Here is a 17,439-nt window from a genome sequence, read left to right on the forward strand (position 1 = left end):
ATAAAAACACCATTGCCTGAAACTGCTCCAAATATGTCATGGGCGTATCAGGAACTGGCAAAGTTAGGAGGCTGGAAAGATACCAAGCGCACAGGGCGTGCATCTGTGAAAGTGTTATGGCAAGGGTGGCTTAAGTTACAAGCCATCCTGGAAGGCTACGATTTAGCAAAATCTCTTGAGTCAGACTTGTGATCAAGAGACAGCTAATTAGCGCCTTTTTGATTATTGTTTAATTTTTATAATTGCCACTCTCTGGCTATCAGCTCACTTGGTTGACTCGTTAACCACTCTTGCGAGCGTAAGTAATACTGATATAGGTTAGCTTCTGGGCTACTTGGCTCTGGTTTATAGTTATATTCCCAGCGTGCAAGTGGTGGCATAGACATTAATATAGACTCAGTGCGCCCGCCACTTTGCAATCCAAATAAAGTGCCCCTATCCCATACTAAATTAAACTCAACGTAGCGCCCGCGACGATAAAGCTGAAAATCACGTTGTTGCTCTGTGTATTCGTCATTTTTGCGACGTTCAATAATAGGTAAATAGGCATCTAAAAATCCATTACCCACCGATTGCATAAACGCAAAACTCTTTTCAAAACCAAGTTCGTTTAAATCGTCAAAGAATAAACCGCCTACTCCGCGAGTCTCATCTCTGTGCTTTAAATAAAAGTACTCGTCGCACCAGGTTTTGTATTTTGGATAAACGTCGCTGCCAAAAGGCGAACAAATGTCGTGAGCAACTTGATGCCAATGTTGTACGTCTTCTAATACTGGATAAAAAGGAGTGAGATCAAACCCGCCACCAAACCACCATATTGGCTCTTCGCCTTCTTTTTCGGCTATAAAAAAGCGCACATTGGCATGACTTGTTGGTACATGAGGGTTTTTAGGGTGAATAACTAACGACACACCACACGCATGAAAGCTGCGCCCTGCAAGCTCTGGTCTGTGCGCTGTTGCCGAACCAGGCATTGAAGCGCCAAATACATGAGAGTAATTAACTCCGCCTTGCTCTATTACAGTGCCATTAGTGGTTACGCGTGTACGACCACCACCGCCTTCTGCTCGCTGCCAGTTATCTTCTATAAATTTAGCACTGCCATCTGCAGCCTCCAAACCTTGGCAAATAGTGTCTTGCAAAGCCATAAAGTATGCTTTTACTTGATTTAATAATTCGCTTTGCATATTAACCTCTAAATATTTTGCCAGTCATGGCGTCTTTTATTGTGCTTGGTTGAGTATTACCACCTAACGGCTCGTCAACGTAAAAGCCAACTTGTTCTGCAAATTGCGCTTTGGCTTGCTCAATACTAATTACCGTTTCTTGACCGGTTAAGTTTGCACTGGTTGATACTAATGGCTTGCCAAACTCTTGGCACAAACGCTTTACTGTTGGATGGTTTGTTACTCTTACCGCGATGGTATCAAACTGCCCTGTGAGCCATTTAGGCGTATTTTTAGATGCAGGCATAACCCATGTAATTGCAGCAGGCCAACTCGAAAAAATATCAGCGCGTTTATCCATTGGTATTTTTGCATCATCTACGTATTTTAATAATTGTCCGTAGTTATCAGCGATTAAAATAAGCCCTTTTTCAACCGGGCGCTGCTTAATAGCTAATAGTGCCTCAACGGCTTGTTGATTATCTGGATCACAACCTAAACCATATACAGCTTCTGTTGGGTATAAAATAACTTCGCCTTGCGTTAAGCATGTTATTGCAGTGGGCGTATTTGAAAGGTCTGACAAAGTAGTCTCCAGATATAATTAAACGTTATTCAGTTGGGGTGAGCTTATGCATGCAGCTTTTTTGTGGGCATTGCAATAATATGCCGTTTGCCATATTTCTTTCTATGACGATAGGCCAGTCACATTCAGGACACGGATGTTCAACCGGTTTATTATTAAGCGTGTATTTACAACTTGGGTAGCAATCACAAGAATAAAATACTTTACCAAACTTATTACTGCGCGCGACTAAATGACCTTTTTTGCATTTAGGGCAACTAGGCAAAGTATCTTCGCTTTGCTTTTCTTCATTTTCGTTAGCAATATAATGACACTCTGGATAACCCGTACACCCAATAAACATACCATAGCGGCCATTTTTAACCACCAGCGGTTTGCTACACTCAGGACATGCAGAATCTTCTAATATTTTGATTTCGTTACTGTCGTGATGTGCCAGCGGCCTAATAAAGTCGCATTTGGGATAACTTGCGCATCCTAAAAAAGGGCCTGATTTACTATTGCGGATCACTAACTCTGAACCACACTGTGGGCATATCTCGTATTCTTTTTCGAGGGCGTGCTTGTTCGCCGAGAAAAGCGAATGGTCGATTTTACTCATGGTGATCCTAATAGGTTGGTGAATTTTCGCCTAATATACCCAAACCACTTAAAGATACAAGCAATGCCGTGCTTATCCTTTTAAGTAATTTGAGTACAATCAAGATAATTATCTCTAATGAAGAAGTTCGCTGGGTTCATCAAAAATCAAATCTTCCATTTGCTCATATGCCTCTTCAGAGCCAGGAACGTTAAACAAGATCATAAGTACAATCCACTTTAAGTCTTCTAGGCTTATAGTTGGTTTATCGAGAGAGGCTAAACAGTCCATTACCATTTCACGTGTTACATTGTTAATTACGCCTATTTGTTCAATAAACATTAAAAAGCCACGACACTCAGCGCTGAGCCTTTGGCATTCACTATCGGTAAATATACGCACAGCATCTTTAGGGTTAGCAATAAGATAAGGAGACTCATCGCTGTGTTGTAAATCGGCTAGTTGCTCTAACCAATCAAGAGCTTTAAATATCTCAGGCTTATTAAAGCCAGCACGCAGTAGCTCATCGGTTAACTCATTTTGCTCTGCAAATATATCCGCTTCGCTATGAATGTAATTTTCAAAAAGATACAAAAGAATATCAAACATATTACCTTCCTGCGCTTAACTTGATGTAACCATCTAACACTCGCTCAATCTGATCGTCTAATTCTAAATCGAGCAACCTACTGAGTACTTTATCTATTGGCCACTGCGCACGACGCACAATGTCATCTACACTGGTTACTTCAAAGCCAATACTATTTAAAACCTCACATTGAGAATTGGCTTGAATCGGCTGCTCTTTATTAAATACATTATTGTCGTAAGTGAAACTCACCTCATCAAGAATGTCAGCCACGTTTTCTACCAGCTTAGCACCTTGCTTTATTAGAAAGTGACTTGCCTGCGCTAACGGGTTTTTAATAGAACCCGGTACTGCAAATACCTCTTTATTTTGTTCAAGCGCATAGCGTACTGTAATTAACGAACCACTTTTAATTTCAGCCTCAACAATAAGTACTCCTAACGATAACCCAGAAATAATACGATTACGGCGCGGAAAGTTGTGCGCATGAGCAGCTGTGCCTGGTAAAAACTCACTCACCAGCAAACCGCTTTCTAAAACTTGGTCTGTTAATAGTTTATGGCGTTTGGGGTAGTAAATATCAACCCCAGTACCAAGCACAGCTATGGTTTTACCTGTACCAGCAAGAGAGCCTTTATGTGCTGCACCATCTATTCCCCGCGCCATACCTGAAGTAACTGTAATACCCGCCAAAGTTAACTCGTATGCAAATTCTGAGGCTATTTCAAGCCCGGTAGGTGTAGCATTACGACTGCCAACAATTGCAATTTGTGGAGTTGATAATAACGAGACATCTCCCCTGCAAAATAGTAATAATGGCGCACTGGCAATCTGCCGGAGATCTTCTGGGTAAAGCGCATCAAAAATACAGACAACAGTAATGTTGTTCAGCGCTATTAATTGCTCATAATGACTGACTTGTTGCCAATTGGTGTTGAGTAAATTACTCGCTTGATTAGCGGTTAACCCAAGCTGTAAAAGCTTGTCATGAGATAAGTCGAATAACGACCCAAGGGAATAGTTTGTAGATAGTGCTAAAAGAGTTTTTATACCCAACCCTTTACACATATAAAAGGCAAGCCAGTGGGCTAGCTTGCCAGATGACTGATCCATGCTCTCTCCTAGAGCACCGACTCGCTACTTCTTAATGAATAACTGCAATATCTCCAATGCGAATTGGGTGCTGGTTTTTAGTTATTAATGCATAACTTACTTTGTCATACACTTTAAAGACAATTAGCTCACCAACTTTTTCTTTAGGCATGGTCCACGTTGTGTTTTGTTCGTCAGACTCATCACCAAATAATTGGCTCACATCAGATAAAAGCTTCTCATATTTACTAGAATCTTCTGGGTAACGAGGGCCACGAGGACCATCAATAACCGTTGGTGATTGACGCTCTAGATCTAATACATGACCCGCTTCTATATTTTGTTCACTGCCTAAGTTTAGCACCACAACATCCATTGTGCTGAATTCTCTAACTTCGCGTGGTGAAGCAATAATATTACCTGTTACAGGTTCTGAAGGACGGTGTATATCAAAGTACGCAGGAAGCATTTGGCCTTCCATTGCCGGCATTAAAAAATCACCTTGCTGAATTTCTCGTTTAACAGACTCAACACGTAATGATGAAGGCACGCCATTTTTCTCATCGCCCGCTCTAAAAGCACGTGCTATACCCACATAAGATGCACGCGTTGCTAACACCTCACCGGTTAAGTCAGTGTAGGGGTCACCTTTATGGTAAATGGCATATGCTTTATGTACTTGTAAGTCGCCTTTAACATATAAAATATGGCCTAGCGTTTGTGTTTTAGTATTTTCGTTTGCACCTAAAATATAAGGTTTACCTTTAATATCGTCACTGTTCATTGCTTGCTCGTAACTGATATAAGGTTTGATCATTTCAAGCGGCAAAGTAGTAATAGCATCACGCCCTTTTGGTGTAATACGACCCTGAGGAGATAGCTTTCTATATCCTTTATTTATCACTAAACGTGGGTTTCCATCTGCATCGTATATCAACGCTAATGCATCACCGGGGTAAATTAGGTGTGGGTTGTCAATTTGTGGATTCATTTGCCAAAGTTCAGGCCATAGCCAAGGCTCATCTAAATAGATGCCAGAAATATCCCAAAGTGTATCGCCTTTTTTTACAACATACTGTTTTGGTGCGTCTTTTTTTATTTTAAGTACATCAGCAACTGCGGGAAACGCAGCGCTTAACGTAAGCATGATTGCAAGTAGTGGAGATTTCATCGAGCTTCCTTGTATTGTTTTTTCATTATTATTGCCCAAAACCTGTTAAAGGTGAACGCGAATGGCTAAAATAAGAGCATACAATACCCTAAATTAAGCACAAGTGAAAAAGGTAACTATGGCTAGGTTAGAAGTTTTAAGATTTCCAGATGAACGTTTACGTACTGTAGCAAAAGATGTTGTACAAGTTGATGACACAGTACGCCAAATTGTAAAAGACATGCTAGAGACAATGTACGATGAAAATGGCATTGGTCTTGCGGCCACGCAAGTAGATATTCATCAACGAATCGTTGTTATTGATGTATCAGAAGAGCGCAATGAGCCACTGGTATTAATTAATCCACAAATCATAAAAAAAGACGGCTCTACCGTTAGCGAAGAAGGCTGTTTATCAGTACCTAACTCGTATGCAAAAGTAGATCGCGCAGAAACAGTAACAGTCGCTGCACTCAACGAAAACGGTGAAGAATTTGTATTAGATGCAGATGAATTATTGGCTATTTGTATTCAACATGAACTAGATCACCTTCAAGGTAAGCTATTCATTGATTACTTATCTCCATTAAAGCGCCAACGTATTCGTAAAAAGCTTGAAAAAGAAGCCAAGTTTGCAGAACAGTAATAAGCACCTTAGGAAAACTCAGTGACTCAACCATTACGCATTATATTTGCCGGTACGCCGGACTTTGCCGCACGTCATTTACAAGCGCTGATACAAAGCGAACACCAAATAGTGGGTGTATATAGCCAGCCAGATCGCCCTGCAGGTCGTGGTAAAAAATTAAAAGCCAGTGAAGTGAAAGAGCTAGCGCTTGAGCACAACTTACCGGTTTTTCAGCCACAGTCATTAAAAAATGATGAAGCACTAGCTGAGCTAACAAGCTTAAATGCCGACATTATGATTGTTGTAGCATATGGCTTAATTTTACCTAAAGCTATTTTAGAAGCGCCACGTTTAGGTTGTTTAAATGTGCATGGCTCTATATTACCGCGCTGGCGCGGTGCTGCACCTATTCAACGCGCAATTTGGGCAGGTGATGAACAAACCGGCGTAACAATAATGCAAATGGATGAAGGGCTAGATACCGGCGATATGCTACATATAAGCCGCTGCCCTATTAGCACAACAGAAACTAGCGCAAGCTTATATACAAAGCTTGCTGAGCTAGGTCCAGATGCGTTAATTGAAACCATTAATAAATTAGCTAATGGTGAGATCACCCCTGAACCTCAAAACGATGAACTTGCTAACTACGCTAAAAAGCTTTCTAAAGAGGAAGCTGATATCGACTGGTCCATGAGTGCGCTTCAAATCGAGCGAAACATTCGCTCTTTTAACCCGTGGCCAATGTGCTTTACCCAAATGGGTGGGCAAACAGTAAAAATTCATCAAGCGCAGGTTATGCTGCAATCAGGTGATCCTGGGCAAATTTTATCAAGCGACAAAAATGGCGTAGTAGTGGCGTGTGGCGAACACGCTTTATGTATTACGCAATTACAGCCGCAAGGTAAAAAACCAATGGCAATTAACGACTTTTTAAATGGTCGTAGTGACTGGGTTACTCCTGGCACAATATTAGGCGAAAACAATGAGTAATGTTCCAAACGTACGAGCGCTTGCCGCTGAAACTTTATATAACGTAGTTGATAAAGGCGCATCGCTTAATCAAGAACTTCCATTTGCAAGCCAAGGCTTGCCGCCTAAAGATAAAGCGTTGCTACAGCAAATTTGTTATGGCGTTTTACGCTACTTACCGAGCCTTGAAAATTACTGCCAACACTTAGTAGAGCAGCCATTAAAAGGTAAACGTAGAATATTTCAGTTTTTATTATACGTAGGTATTTATCAACTGCAGCATATGCGCGTACCACCTCATGCTGCCATTTCAGAAACGGTTAACGCACTGGCTCAACTACGCGCTTTAGGATTAAAAGGACTGATAAACGCCATTTTACGTAGCTTTCAGCGTCAACAAGCTGAGCTTGAAGAAAAAGCGAAGCTTATTCCGGTATGTTTATACAACCATCCAAATTGGTTTATTAAACAGGTGCAAACAGCCTACCCAGATAGCTGGGAAGCACTACTTGAAGAAAACCAGCAACAAGCGCCAATGTGGCTTCGTGTCAATCAAGCCCAATTTAGCACGCAAGAATACAGTGACATACTCAGCGCTAACGATATTGAACACACCTTAAACCCTGATTTTATTGATGGGATTAAGCTTGCCAAACCACGTGATGTATTTTCGTTACCTGAGTTTGATACAGGTGCATGTTCAGTACAAGATGCTGCAGCACAGTTGGCAGCCCGCTTTTTAGAACCTAAAGCAGACGACTATATTTTGGATGCCTGCGCAGCCCCTGGCGGTAAAACATGTCATATTTTAGAGCTTGCTGATGCTGATGTACTTGCACTTGATAGCGACTCAACTCGCCTTGAACGTGTTAAGCAAAACTTAACTCGTATTGGCTTAGGTGCAGACCTACAATGTGGCGATGCATCGCAACCACATACCTGGTGGGATGAAAAATTATTTGATCGTATTTTACTTGATGTGCCTTGTTCGGCCACTGGCGTAATTCGCCGTCACCCTGACATAAAATGGTTACGTCGCGCATCAGATATCGAAGACTTAGCCAAGTTACAAAGCGATATTCTTGATAGCATTTGGCCACTGTTAAAACCAGGTGGCACATTGGTATATGCTACGTGTTCAGTTCTTCCACAAGAAAACCAACAGCAAGTTGCTAAGTTTTTAGCTAATAACGATGATGTAGAACATATACCTCTACACGAAAACGATACCGTAACAACGCCAGGTTTGCAGTTACTGCCCGGTGAAAGTGATGGATTTTATTACGCTAAGCTAGTTAAAAAAGCCTAATAGCCGTACACTAAATAGTTAGCCATTTATGAAAAATTAAATGGCTATTTTTTTAATTAAATTATGATCAATACCACGGGTAAATAATGAAAATAATTATACTCGGTGCCGGGCAAGTTGGTGCTACGCTTGCTGAAAACTTAGTTGGCGAACAAAACGAAATTACCGTTGTTGATATAGACGGTAACCGATTACGTGAACTTCAAGATAAGTACGACTTACAAGGGGTTATGGGCCACAGCGCGCATCCTGATGTATTACGCCGCGCAGGTGCTGAAGATGCCGATATGATTATAGCGGTAACCAGTTCAGATGAAGTGAACATGGTTGCATGCCAAGTGGCATACAGTATTTTTAAAACGCCTACTAAAATTGCTCGTATTCGCTCAGAGCAATACTTAAAATACCGCGAAAAACTTTTTCAAAACGATGATTTACCAATCGATCATTACATTGCTCCCGAAGCACTGGTCACTAAGTATATTCGCCGTTTAATTGACTACCCTGGTGCTCTGCAAGTATTGCAGTTTGCTGATGGCATGCTCTCGTTAGTAGCCGTAAAAGCTTACTATGGCGGTTTACTTGTAGGTTATGCGTTATCTGCACTTAAAGAACATATTCCTAATGTAGAAACTCGTGTTGCCGCTATTTATCGTCAAGGTAAAGCAATAAAACCATTGGGTACCACCGTTATTGAAGCCGATGACGAAGTATTCTTTATTGCCGCTACAAAACATATACGCGCAGTAATGAACGAGCTACAAAAACTTGAGCGTTCGTACAAAAAAATTATGATAGCTGGTGGCGGTAACATTGGGGCAGGCCTTGCCCGCTCACTTGAAAAAAACCACACCGTTAAACTAATTGAACGCAGTAAAGAACGTGCTGAGCAACTCTCAGAAATGCTCGATAACACGGTCGTTTTTTGTGGTGACGCATCTGATCAAGAACTGCTCTCAGAAGAGCATATTGAACAAGTAGATGTGTTTATTGCCGTAACCAACGACGATGAAGCAAACATTATGTCAGCCATGCTTGCAAAACGTATGGGCGCACAGAAAACCATGGTGCTTATCCAGCGTGGTGCTTACGTTGATTTGGTACAAGGCGGCGAAATAGACATTGCCATATCGCCACAACAAGCAACAATATCAGCGTTATTAACGCACGTACGCCGTGGTGATATTGTTAATGTGTATTCACTGCGTAAAGGTGCGGCAGAAGCCATAGAAGCGGTTGCTCATGGTGATGAAAGCACATCTAAAGTTGTTGGTCGCGCGATTGCCGACATAAAACTTCCAGCGGGTACAACTATTGGCGCAATAGTACGTAATGACGATGTACTGATAGCTCACGATGATACAATTATTATGTCGGGCGATCATGTCATTATGTTTTTAATCGACAAAAAACATATTACCGTTGTAGAAAAACTATTCCAAGTAAGTGCTATATTCCTTTAACTAGTTACGCTAATTAGTTAATTTAAAATACAAAAAAGCCGCTGACTAAGGCGGCTTTAGTGGAGTATCTTCGAATATTGATTACTGTACCTTTGAAAACTCTTCTTTAGAGATTTCACCATTTCCATCAGTATCTAAATCATCAAAAATCTTCACAAGTTGAGGGTTAACCTTCGCTTCTTCCATTGAAATCGCACCGTCGCCATCTGCATCAAAAGAGGCAAAATCTACTGCAGCATATGCTGCTGATGAAGATGCTAAAACGATAACTGCAAGTGTTGTATTGAATGTTTTCATAATAATATTCCTAGTAATATGGGAAGTCCTTTTCAAAGATCCCTGACTGTGAAAAATGTTTAATTAGTAATTAGAGAACTCTTCTTTAGAAAGCTCGCCGCTACCATCTGTGTCTAGCTCAATAAATTCAGCCATTAAATCGGTATCGACTGCCGCTTCGCTTGGGCTAATTGTGCCGCTACCATCAATATCAAGGCTGTCAAAATCTGATGCTGCAAATGCAGCTGAAGAAGATGCTAGTACTATAAGTGCTAATGCTTTATTTAAATGTTTCATAACTTAATCCTTCAATGTTCTATCAAAAAAATTGCTTCGTTTAACTTAAAACGTAATTTTTCACTTCCTTGTTATCCTCTTTCGTAAGCTCCCTTGCCTACTTAGGTTGTCTTTGGCCACTCAGGATAAATACTTTTTAATTAAGCTTCTGAAAATTCTTCTTTTGATAACTCACCATTTTGGTCAGTATCAAGCTCAGAAAACATGCTCATTAATTTTGCGTCTACTGATGCTTCTGCTTGGCTAATTGTGCCACTGCCGTCTACATCAAGTGTGTCAAAATCTGTTGCTGCAAAAGCGGCTGAAGAAGATGCAATAGCGATAAGTGCTAAAGTTTTATTAATGCTTTTCATAATATGTATCCTTCAAATTTATGTGTGTGCGATTAAGTGTTTCACTTTGAATCACGATTTCGTTCAGTACACCCTGACTATTACAACTTAAATGCCAACATTGAAAAGCCATTAAATTTCAAGAAGTTAAAAAGAATACGTACAATAAGTAGGAATTTTCAGAGTCATTACTGTTGCCTTTTCGCAACACGCTTTAGAGGTGAAAAACTAAAGTCATTAAAAACAACTAGTTATGTTTATATAAAAAGATACATTTTAAAATGTAGAGCTATAAAAGGAGGGATTTTAAAAAATAATTAAGGTTAATTTTAACGAAGTAGCTATAACAACAAAAAACAAGCCATAACAAAAAATACGTAAAACATTGTTTTATCTGAATAATATTTTTAATTATATAAAAACAAAAAAACACTTTATAAATACTCACGTAAAACGACATTTTGTTGCAAATAAGCGAAAAACGATTTAGTCAACGGTGGGCTCAAGCGCAGATGGGTCTATAAAATGCTCTTTCATAAAGGTTTTCATTTCATCCTCGCTTGCTAGTAGCTTAATTCCGCAGTGCACACCTGCGACATGCTCTTTAACACTGCAAATTTCACCTTCAAAATCTTTATCACTACTATTGAGTACGACAGTGCATTGCATATCTTTAATACCTTCAGCTTGCTGATCGCCTCTAATATCAAACATTACACCAGTGAGTGAAATGTCCTTAATAAGGCCTTCAAGCACTCTATCGTCACTTAGTTTTAGCTTTGCAGGTAACAAGGTAGGTATGCGTGTTTGCGAGCGTAGCGCAAATAGCTGCACTTGCTTAGGAAAATTAATAAAGACGAGTTTAGCGGGATGAGAGGCTACTGACATAATTTGCTGGCGAAACGCAATAACTTGCCCGCCACTGCCTTCAATCAGTGCTCTTACAACAACCATTACACCATCACGTAAATAGTCACTCGCTGCAGGTAAACGCTTAGCATTGGGATAATTTAAAATAATAAACTGTTTATCGAGTAAACCAACTAATTCAGTTTTAACACGCTTACTGCTTGTAGGTGTTAATATTTCTAGGTCAACTAAACTGCCTACACCTATATGCTTTAGCTTTTCTAAATTTGTTGGCATATCCCTTTTTCCAATATTTTGTAATTTAAAACTTAAGCCGCTCGTTTATCCACGCCAAAATGTAGGCGTAAATAACACTAATAAAGTAAATATTTCTAGGCGACCAAACACCATTGCAATAGTAAGCAACCATTTAGCACCATCGGTTATAGCACCATAATGCGACGCTACATCTCCTAAGCCAGGCCCTAAGTTATTTAAACAAGCCGCAGTGGCTGAGAACGCAGTTATGTTATCCATACCCGTGCCCATAAGCGCTAACATGATAATAATAAATACAAGCGCATATGCAGAGAAAAATCCCCACACGGCTTCTACTACTTTGTCTGGCAACGCCTTACGACCCAGCTTGATTGAATATATAGCCCGTGGGTGCACTAAACGATTGAGCTCACGCACGCCCTGCAAATAAAGTAAAAATACGCGCACTACTTTCATACCACCACCGGTAGAGCCTGCACAGCCACCAATAAAGCTCGAAAATATAAGTAAAATAGGTAAAAACAAAGGCCATGTTGAAAAGTTATCAGTAGCAAAGCCTGCTGTTGTACTCATTGAAACAGCTTGAAATAACGCCTGATCGAGGGTTTCATCGCCATTAGCAAATATTTCGTTAGAGGAAAGTACGGTAAAACAAATAACCACCAGCGCTAATTGAATACACAAAAACACCTTAAACTCTGGGTCTCTAATATAAACTTGTATATTTCGGCTCGCCACTGCGGCGTAATGCAGGGAGAAGTTAACAGCGGCAATAATTAAAAAGAACACACAAATAAAGTTAATTACAGGGCTGTCAAAGTGCCCCATGGAGGCGTCGTAAGTAGAAAAACCACCTATTGCCACCGTTGAGAATGCATGGCATATAGCATCAAACCACTCCATTCCCGCAGCCCAATAAGCCAGCATACAAGTAATAGTCAACGACACATAAATATACCAAAGGTGCTTTGCAGTATCGGCAATTCGCGGGGTCATTTTAGAATCTTTTACAGGCCCTGGTATTTCAGCGCGGTACAACTGCATACCACCAACACCTAGCATTGGGAGTATAGCAACAGCGAGTACGATTATACCCATACCGCCAAACCACTGGAGTTGCTGGCGATAAAACAATACCGACTTGGGTAAATACTCAATACCGGTAAGCACCGTAGCGCCGGTGGTTGTTAAGCCAGAAAATGCTTCAAATACCGCATCGGCGAGCGATAAGTTAGGTTCTTGTAAAAAGATAAGCGGCAAGGACGCAAACGCCCCAAGTACCAGCCAAAACAGGACAACAATTAAAAAGCCTTCACGCGCTTTTAAGTCACCGTTTTCATGGCGGTTTGGGTAATAAGCCATCATGCCAATAACAACACTAAAGATAAATGCTAAAACAAAAGGAACACCACCACCGTCTTTATATATTAAAGACACCAGTGCCGGCGGCACCATGGTAATACTAAACAGCGCAACAAGTTGGCCAAGAATTTTTATGATGGTACGAAATTGCATTTAGCTTGTCGCTTTTATTATTAGTAAATTCAGGCTGAGTAGTATCAACCAAATTAAATAGGGTCAGTATGCATTACATGCAATTTGTCTAGGTTATTACTCTTTAATAGTTAACTCAACTGCGCCGTGACTTAAATCAAAAATATCTTTGATTGCTTGCTGAGCTTCGCGGCTATCTATTGTAATCACCCATTCAATATTAGCAGTAAATTGCTTATCAATATTAAGCACTTGATACTTTGTTTTTAATAACTGCTCAATCGCACCTTGCATGCTGTACTCGCTACTCCCTGTAATTTCAACACTGGGAACTTTAAGCACTGTTTGCAATTTTACTAGTGCATTATTTAATGAGCCACCATAAGCACGTACTAATCCGCCTGTGCCTAATTTTATACCGCCAAAGTAACGTGTAACAACAGCTGTGATTTCGCCAAGGCCTGAACCCACCAGCACATTTAACATAGGCTTTCCTGCCGTGCCATTGGGTTCACCATCGTCCGAAAAACCATAAACATGACTACCACCGGGGTTGCCTGCCACATGTGCCCAGCAGTTATGACGCGCATCGCTATACTTTTCTTCAATGCTTTTAATAAATGCTTTGGCTGAATTTAAATCGGGGGTATGTGCAATGTGGACTATAAACGTACTTTTTTTAATTTCTTCTTGATGAAAAACGTCAGCAGCAGGATATTTATATTCAGACATATTAAAAGCTCAATTAAAAATGGGGCCTAAAGGCCCCGTTCATATGCATATTTTAACGTTTATTCGCTAACTCGTCTTTATAGAAATTAATCGAGTTCTAAATTACGCGTCATATTCTCTAGGCTATCTTCGTGAACAATAATGTTATCTTCAATACGAATGCCGCCAAATGGTTTAAATGACTCTACCTTTTCCCAGTTAATAAACTGCTTATTATCGGTTTGCGCTAAATCACCAAGCAGTGAATCAATAAAGTATAAACCTGGCTCAATAGTAAACACTTGGTTTTTTTCGATCAGGCGAGTACAACGCAAGAACGGATGCCCTTCAGGCGATGGTTGATGTGTGCCCTTTTCGTCACTCATAAAACCGCCCATATCATGCACTTGTAAACCTAGGTGATGTCCTAGTCCATGCGGGAAGAAAGTAGATGTAATTTTACGCTCAACAATTTCCTCCGCGGGTAGGTTAACAATTTTAAAGTCACTGAGTATTTGTGCGATACGGTTATGGCATTCAACGTGTAAATCACCATAAAGCATACCCGGCTTTAAACCTTTACCTAACTCGATTTGTTGAACAGTCATCGCTTGTACAAGCTCAGCAAACTCACCCTGCTTTTTAAAATCATACGTACGAGTAATATCAGCAGCGTAACCATTAAAGTTTGCACCGGCATCAATTAAAAATGAGTTGTGGGTGTGCGGCACTTTTGGATCAAAGTGCGTGTAGTGCAAAATAGCGCAGTTTTCGTTAAGCGCAACAATGTTGCCGTACGGCATTTCATTTTCGCTTTGACGTGTCGCCATTAAGTACGCTTGCTGAATGTCGAACTCGCTACCACCATTAAAGAATGTATCGCGTGCAGCTTTATGCCCATCTACTGCAATGCGGTTAGCGTTGCGTAAACATTCAAGTTCGTACTGGGTTTTATAAGCGCGGTGGTAATGAAAATAGTTAAGTACAGGCTCAGGGTTCATAATACTAAAACCAAGTGCTTGCGCTACTTCAATGTATTCACCCATGTAAGCATATTTAGCTTTATCGTATGGTAATAACTTTTCTACTTGATCAGGCTGAAGTAGTAGCTCTATATCAAAGTACTCTGCCCAAAAGTCGCGAGGCTCGTCTGGTACTTTATGCCAAAAATCTACCGGGCGATAAAATATGAGTTTTGGCTTGTCGCTGCCATTTACCACAATCCAGCAATGAGGATTATCAATAACCGGTAACCATGCTTTAAACTGTGGATTAACTTTAAATGGATAATACATATCATCTAAAAACTGGCGCTTAGCTTGGCCTGAATGAATTACTAATCCTTCTAACCCTTCGCTATTACAAATTGTACGAGTACGCTGTTGCAGTGTTGCAATATGTTCGGCGTATAAAACGGCTAATTTATCCATTGTTAATCCATCTGTTAAATTTAACTTGCTATGAGTCTATCACTTATACCAATTGCATTAAATTAATGATCTATTATAGCGATAAGAAAATAGCTTAATAACAAGGCTAAAATTATGATACATAGTTGTTCTATATAAATAATTTTTAACGCAGTTATTGAGTTATTTAATACGCTAGAATGATCATGTTTTTAATAAAATTGGTATGACCCTCAGCGCTCAAAAAAGGGGGATATTTAACATGTAAACATCCCCCTTATTAATACCTATACCTATCGTGTTAAGTTATTGGTCGATTGGTATCATATATTCAACCGCCCATTTTCATTTCGAGTAGCGGCGCTAATACATTACCTTCTCGGCCCATTCTTGTATGGTAAACCTGCCTGTACGCAAATACATTTTTTACGTAATCGCGGGTTTCGCGATACGGAATAAGCTCTACCCATAACTCAGCCGGAATAGCGTCATCAGGTAACCAACGCTTTATACGGTGATAACCCGCATTATAAGAAGCCGTAGCCAGCACTTCATTGCCATGGTTTTTCTTTTTTAAGTATTGTAAGTAACTCGTACCCAACCTAATATTTGTTTTAGGTTGATATAAACGACTACTTGTCACACTGCCTTTATTTACATACTCAGCAGTACTAGGTAATAACTGCATTAAACCACGCGCATTAGCATGCGAGCGTGCATCTGGCGCAAAAGAGCTTTCGCGCCTTGCAATAGCAATACTCCAAGCAACATCTATCTTGCTACGTTTACTGTAGCGCTCAAAAACATCTTGAAACGCAAACGGAAAACGTTGCTCTACATTATCCCATGCTTTAATTTTTGCTAAAGTAAAAATAGTACTGTCGTGCCAACCTAAATCGGTAGATAACTGTGATGCTGCCAGCTTTTCTTCATCGCTGGAGGTATCCGTTAAGTAATTCCATTCACGGCGCGCCGACGTAAAGCGCTCAATATCATAAAGTGCTTTTGCACGCTTAAAGCCTGGTGCATTACTCACTTTATCTACAAGTACCTTATCGACTGCTAAAGGCTGATTATTTAAATCAACGGGCAACCCCAAACGTGCTGCGGCTAAAAAGCCGTAATAATCACGATTAGCCGCTACTTTTTTCCAGATGTCGTCTGCTTTTTGTTGCTCGCCACGTTGTGCATAGCTATAAGCTAACCAATATTGCTGACCAAGACTTAAATTTTCTTTACCTGTAAAAAATGCAGCAATCCCTTCCCAATCTTGGGTTTTGAGCATATTGCCCAGTTGCCACTGAATAAGCTTGCTGTCTAGTCGCTCTTTTGGCACTTTATTTAGCCAAAAGCTCGCTTGTTTATGCCCGCTAGAGGCAAGTGACAATGCAAAAGTGTAATACACATCCGCTTTTTCTTCATCGCTGTACTTAAATATTTTTTCTAGCTTTTCCCATGCTTTTAAAGCTAGCTCTTTATCGCGCCAAACCAAACGCTTAACACCATAAATAGCTATTTGCCCTTCTTTAGCCGACTTGTTTTTATATCTATATAATCCAGCGGCTGCGCTTGGATCTTTTCGCACTTTTAAATATAAGTCAGCTAAGTAACGCTCCTTACTTGGTAATAAAGTTTTTAAGTAAGGTAATAAGCTTTGCGTTCCGCCTTGTGCAGCAAGTGTTACACGCTTCCAAACCGTTTCTTCTTTCATGTAGCCTTTTTTACGCCACGTAGAAAATAAACTATCACAACCATTAGGTTGCGATTTACCTACAGCCCATAAGTCGGTCACCTGATTTAGAATTGCCTTTTCGGGCGCACCTAAATCAAGCTGAAAATCTAAATAAGTACAAGTAAGCTCCGTATTAGACGTTTCACGATAGTTGCGGATATACGCCGCCTTTTCGTTGTTATCTTTTAAATACTCTAACCACGCTTTACGGACCGGCCACTCAAGCGGCGTATGCTGGTATATATTTAAATATTCTTCTATTTCTGCCTGATGTTTAATGCTCGGATGGCGTTGCCAATACGTTTTTTCAACATAAGGTTTTAACGGATGATTTAGGTTACTAACCGCTTGTTTAAAGTCTTGGTAACTGCCGTACCTTACTTTTTTTTCGGCATCTAAAAATGCATCGTTATCAATACTTGCCTCGGCAGAATGAAGAGGGAAAATGAATGCAGCTGCCGCAATGCTTAATAAATATTTTTTCATAATGTCCTTTAATAAAAAATTAAAGTAGTGAATAAAAAC

At 40.2% G+C, this 17,439-nt stretch carries 18 protein-coding genes and 1 pseudogene; 5 read left to right on the forward strand and 14 right to left on the reverse strand.

The window, feature by feature from the left end; genetic code table 11:
- Window positions 1-192: pseudogene (locus H5118_RS18165) on the forward strand (IS4 family transposase); the annotation flags it as partial.
- Between the two features lie 44 nt (window positions 193-236).
- On the opposite strand, the gene hemF reads toward H5118_RS18165, so the two are convergent.
- From hemF to H5118_RS18195, 6 genes are all read right to left on the reverse strand, one after another.
- Window positions 237-1,187: an oxygen-dependent coproporphyrinogen oxidase gene (gene hemF, locus H5118_RS18170; RefSeq protein ID WP_182749645.1), complete on the reverse strand. Its 951-nt coding sequence runs from the start codon at window positions 1,185-1,187 to the stop codon at window positions 237-239.
- Between the two features lies 1 nt (window position 1,188).
- Complete coding sequence (locus H5118_RS18175; RefSeq protein WP_004335153.1) at window positions 1,189-1,752, reverse strand: L-threonylcarbamoyladenylate synthase; 564 nt, start codon at window positions 1,750-1,752, stop codon at window positions 1,189-1,191.
- A 25-nt stretch (window positions 1,753-1,777) separates the two neighbouring features.
- Window positions 1,778-2,353 (reverse strand): type I DNA topoisomerase, encoded by a 576-nt coding sequence (locus H5118_RS18180; RefSeq protein ID WP_004335155.1) that lies wholly within the window; start codon window positions 2,351-2,353, stop codon window positions 1,778-1,780.
- A gap of 114 nt (window positions 2,354-2,467) precedes the next feature.
- Window positions 2,468-2,941: a DUF494 family protein gene (locus H5118_RS18185; protein WP_004335158.1), complete on the reverse strand. Its 474-nt coding sequence runs from the start codon at window positions 2,939-2,941 to the stop codon at window positions 2,468-2,470.
- Between the two features lies 1 nt (window position 2,942).
- Complete coding sequence (gene dprA / locus H5118_RS18190; protein WP_024594983.1) at window positions 2,943-4,034, reverse strand: DNA-processing protein DprA; 1,092 nt, start codon at window positions 4,032-4,034, stop codon at window positions 2,943-2,945.
- A 31-nt stretch (window positions 4,035-4,065) separates the two neighbouring features.
- Entirely contained in the window at window positions 4,066-5,184 is a 1,119-nt protein-coding gene (locus tag H5118_RS18195; protein WP_004335161.1) for a LysM peptidoglycan-binding domain-containing protein, read from the reverse strand.
- A 118-nt stretch (window positions 5,185-5,302) separates the two neighbouring features.
- On the opposite strand from H5118_RS18195, the gene def reads away from it, so the two are divergent.
- The 4 genes from def (at window position 5,303) to trkA (ending at window position 9,535) form a co-directional block, all read left to right on the forward strand.
- On the forward strand, window positions 5,303-5,809 hold the full coding sequence (def, locus tag H5118_RS18200; RefSeq protein WP_004335162.1) for a peptide deformylase: 507 nt from the start codon (window positions 5,303-5,305) through the stop codon (window positions 5,807-5,809).
- 21 nt (window positions 5,810-5,830) lie between these two features.
- Window positions 5,831-6,784, forward strand: a complete 954-nt coding sequence (gene fmt, locus H5118_RS18205; protein ID WP_182738246.1) for a methionyl-tRNA formyltransferase — start codon at window positions 5,831-5,833, stop codon at window positions 6,782-6,784.
- Window positions 6,777-8,072 carry a 16S rRNA (cytosine(967)-C(5))-methyltransferase RsmB gene (gene rsmB, locus H5118_RS18210; protein WP_182749646.1) on the forward strand — a complete coding sequence of 432 codons (1,296 nt, stop codon included), beginning with the start codon at window positions 6,777-6,779 and terminating at the stop codon, window positions 8,070-8,072. Before fmt ends, rsmB begins: the two co-directional genes overlap by 8 nt.
- Before the next feature lie 86 nt (window positions 8,073-8,158).
- A complete protein-coding gene (trkA, locus tag H5118_RS18215; protein ID WP_154904167.1) occupies window positions 8,159-9,535 on the forward strand; it encodes a Trk system potassium transporter TrkA in 1,377 nt (458 codons plus the stop codon).
- Between the two features lie 81 nt (window positions 9,536-9,616).
- Here trkA and H5118_RS18220 read toward each other — a convergent pair whose 3' ends face one another.
- The 8 genes from H5118_RS18220 to H5118_RS18255 form a co-directional block, all read right to left on the reverse strand.
- Window positions 9,617-9,832, reverse strand: a complete 216-nt coding sequence (locus H5118_RS18220) for an EF-hand domain-containing protein (RefSeq protein WP_182694279.1) — start codon at window positions 9,830-9,832, stop codon at window positions 9,617-9,619.
- A 63-nt stretch (window positions 9,833-9,895) separates the two neighbouring features.
- Window positions 9,896-10,108 carry a calmodulin gene (locus H5118_RS18225; protein WP_182749647.1) on the reverse strand — a complete coding sequence of 71 codons (213 nt, stop codon included), beginning with the start codon at window positions 10,106-10,108 and terminating at the stop codon, window positions 9,896-9,898.
- Between the two features lie 140 nt (window positions 10,109-10,248).
- Window positions 10,249-10,461, reverse strand: coding sequence for an EF-hand domain-containing protein (locus H5118_RS18230; protein WP_004335175.1), 213 nt, complete (start codon window positions 10,459-10,461; stop codon window positions 10,249-10,251).
- 465 nt (window positions 10,462-10,926) lie between these two features.
- Window positions 10,927-11,586: a flagellar brake protein gene (locus H5118_RS18235; protein ID WP_024597190.1), complete on the reverse strand. Its 660-nt coding sequence runs from the start codon at window positions 11,584-11,586 to the stop codon at window positions 10,927-10,929.
- Window positions 11,587-11,631: 45 nt separating this feature from the next.
- Window positions 11,632-13,083, reverse strand: a complete 1,452-nt coding sequence (locus H5118_RS18240; protein ID WP_004335179.1) for a TrkH family potassium uptake protein — start codon at window positions 13,081-13,083, stop codon at window positions 11,632-11,634.
- 96 nt (window positions 13,084-13,179) lie between these two features.
- On the reverse strand, window positions 13,180-13,794 hold the full coding sequence (locus H5118_RS18245; RefSeq protein WP_007377640.1) for a YigZ family protein: 615 nt from the start codon (window positions 13,792-13,794) through the stop codon (window positions 13,180-13,182).
- Window positions 13,795-13,880: 86 nt separating this feature from the next.
- Complete coding sequence (pepQ, locus tag H5118_RS18250) at window positions 13,881-15,203, reverse strand: Xaa-Pro dipeptidase (protein WP_024597188.1); 1,323 nt, start codon at window positions 15,201-15,203, stop codon at window positions 13,881-13,883.
- Window positions 15,204-15,513: 310 nt separating this feature from the next.
- Complete coding sequence (locus tag H5118_RS18255; RefSeq protein WP_182716737.1) at window positions 15,514-17,400, reverse strand: transglycosylase SLT domain-containing protein; 1,887 nt, start codon at window positions 17,398-17,400, stop codon at window positions 15,514-15,516.
- Window positions 17,401-17,439: the final 39 nt, after the last annotated feature.

Source organism: Pseudoalteromonas sp. SR41-1, assembly GCF_014164015.1.
GTDB classification, from domain to species: domain Bacteria; phylum Pseudomonadota; class Gammaproteobacteria; order Enterobacterales; family Alteromonadaceae; genus Pseudoalteromonas; species Pseudoalteromonas distincta.

Coding starts and splice junctions, on each gene's coding strand:
- hemF (WP_182749645.1), bottom strand. CDS start 1,187: ATGCAAAGCGAATTATTAAATCAAGTAAAAGCATACTTTATGGCTTTG.
- H5118_RS18180 (WP_004335155.1), bottom strand. CDS start 2,353: ATGAGTAAAATCGACCATTCGCTTTTCTCGGCGAACAAGCACGCCCTC.
- H5118_RS18185 (WP_004335158.1), bottom strand. CDS start 2,941: ATGTTTGATATTCTTTTGTATCTTTTTGAAAATTACATTCATAGCGAA.
- dprA (WP_024594983.1), bottom strand. CDS start 4,034: ATGGATCAGTCATCTGGCAAGCTAGCCCACTGGCTTGCCTTTTATATG.
- H5118_RS18195 (WP_004335161.1), bottom strand. CDS start 5,184: ATGAAATCTCCACTACTTGCAATCATGCTTACGTTAAGCGCTGCGTTT.
- def (WP_004335162.1), top strand. CDS start 5,303: ATGGCTAGGTTAGAAGTTTTAAGATTTCCAGATGAACGTTTACGTACT.
- rsmB (WP_182749646.1), top strand. CDS start 6,777: ATGAGTAATGTTCCAAACGTACGAGCGCTTGCCGCTGAAACTTTATAT.
- trkA (WP_154904167.1), top strand. CDS start 8,159: ATGAAAATAATTATACTCGGTGCCGGGCAAGTTGGTGCTACGCTTGCT.
- H5118_RS18220 (WP_182694279.1), bottom strand. CDS start 9,832: ATGAAAACATTCAATACAACACTTGCAGTTATCGTTTTAGCATCTTCA.
- H5118_RS18225 (WP_182749647.1), bottom strand. CDS start 10,108: ATGAAACATTTAAATAAAGCATTAGCACTTATAGTACTAGCATCTTCT.
- H5118_RS18230 (WP_004335175.1), bottom strand. CDS start 10,461: ATGAAAAGCATTAATAAAACTTTAGCACTTATCGCTATTGCATCTTCT.
- H5118_RS18235 (WP_024597190.1), bottom strand. CDS start 11,586: ATGCCAACAAATTTAGAAAAGCTAAAGCATATAGGTGTAGGCAGTTTA.
- H5118_RS18240 (WP_004335179.1), bottom strand. CDS start 13,083: ATGCAATTTCGTACCATCATAAAAATTCTTGGCCAACTTGTTGCGCTG.
- H5118_RS18245 (WP_007377640.1), bottom strand. CDS start 13,794: ATGTCTGAATATAAATATCCTGCTGCTGACGTTTTTCATCAAGAAGAA.
- pepQ (WP_024597188.1), bottom strand. CDS start 15,203: ATGGATAAATTAGCCGTTTTATACGCCGAACATATTGCAACACTGCAA.
- H5118_RS18255 (WP_182716737.1), bottom strand. CDS start 17,400: ATGAAAAAATATTTATTAAGCATTGCGGCAGCTGCATTCATTTTCCCT.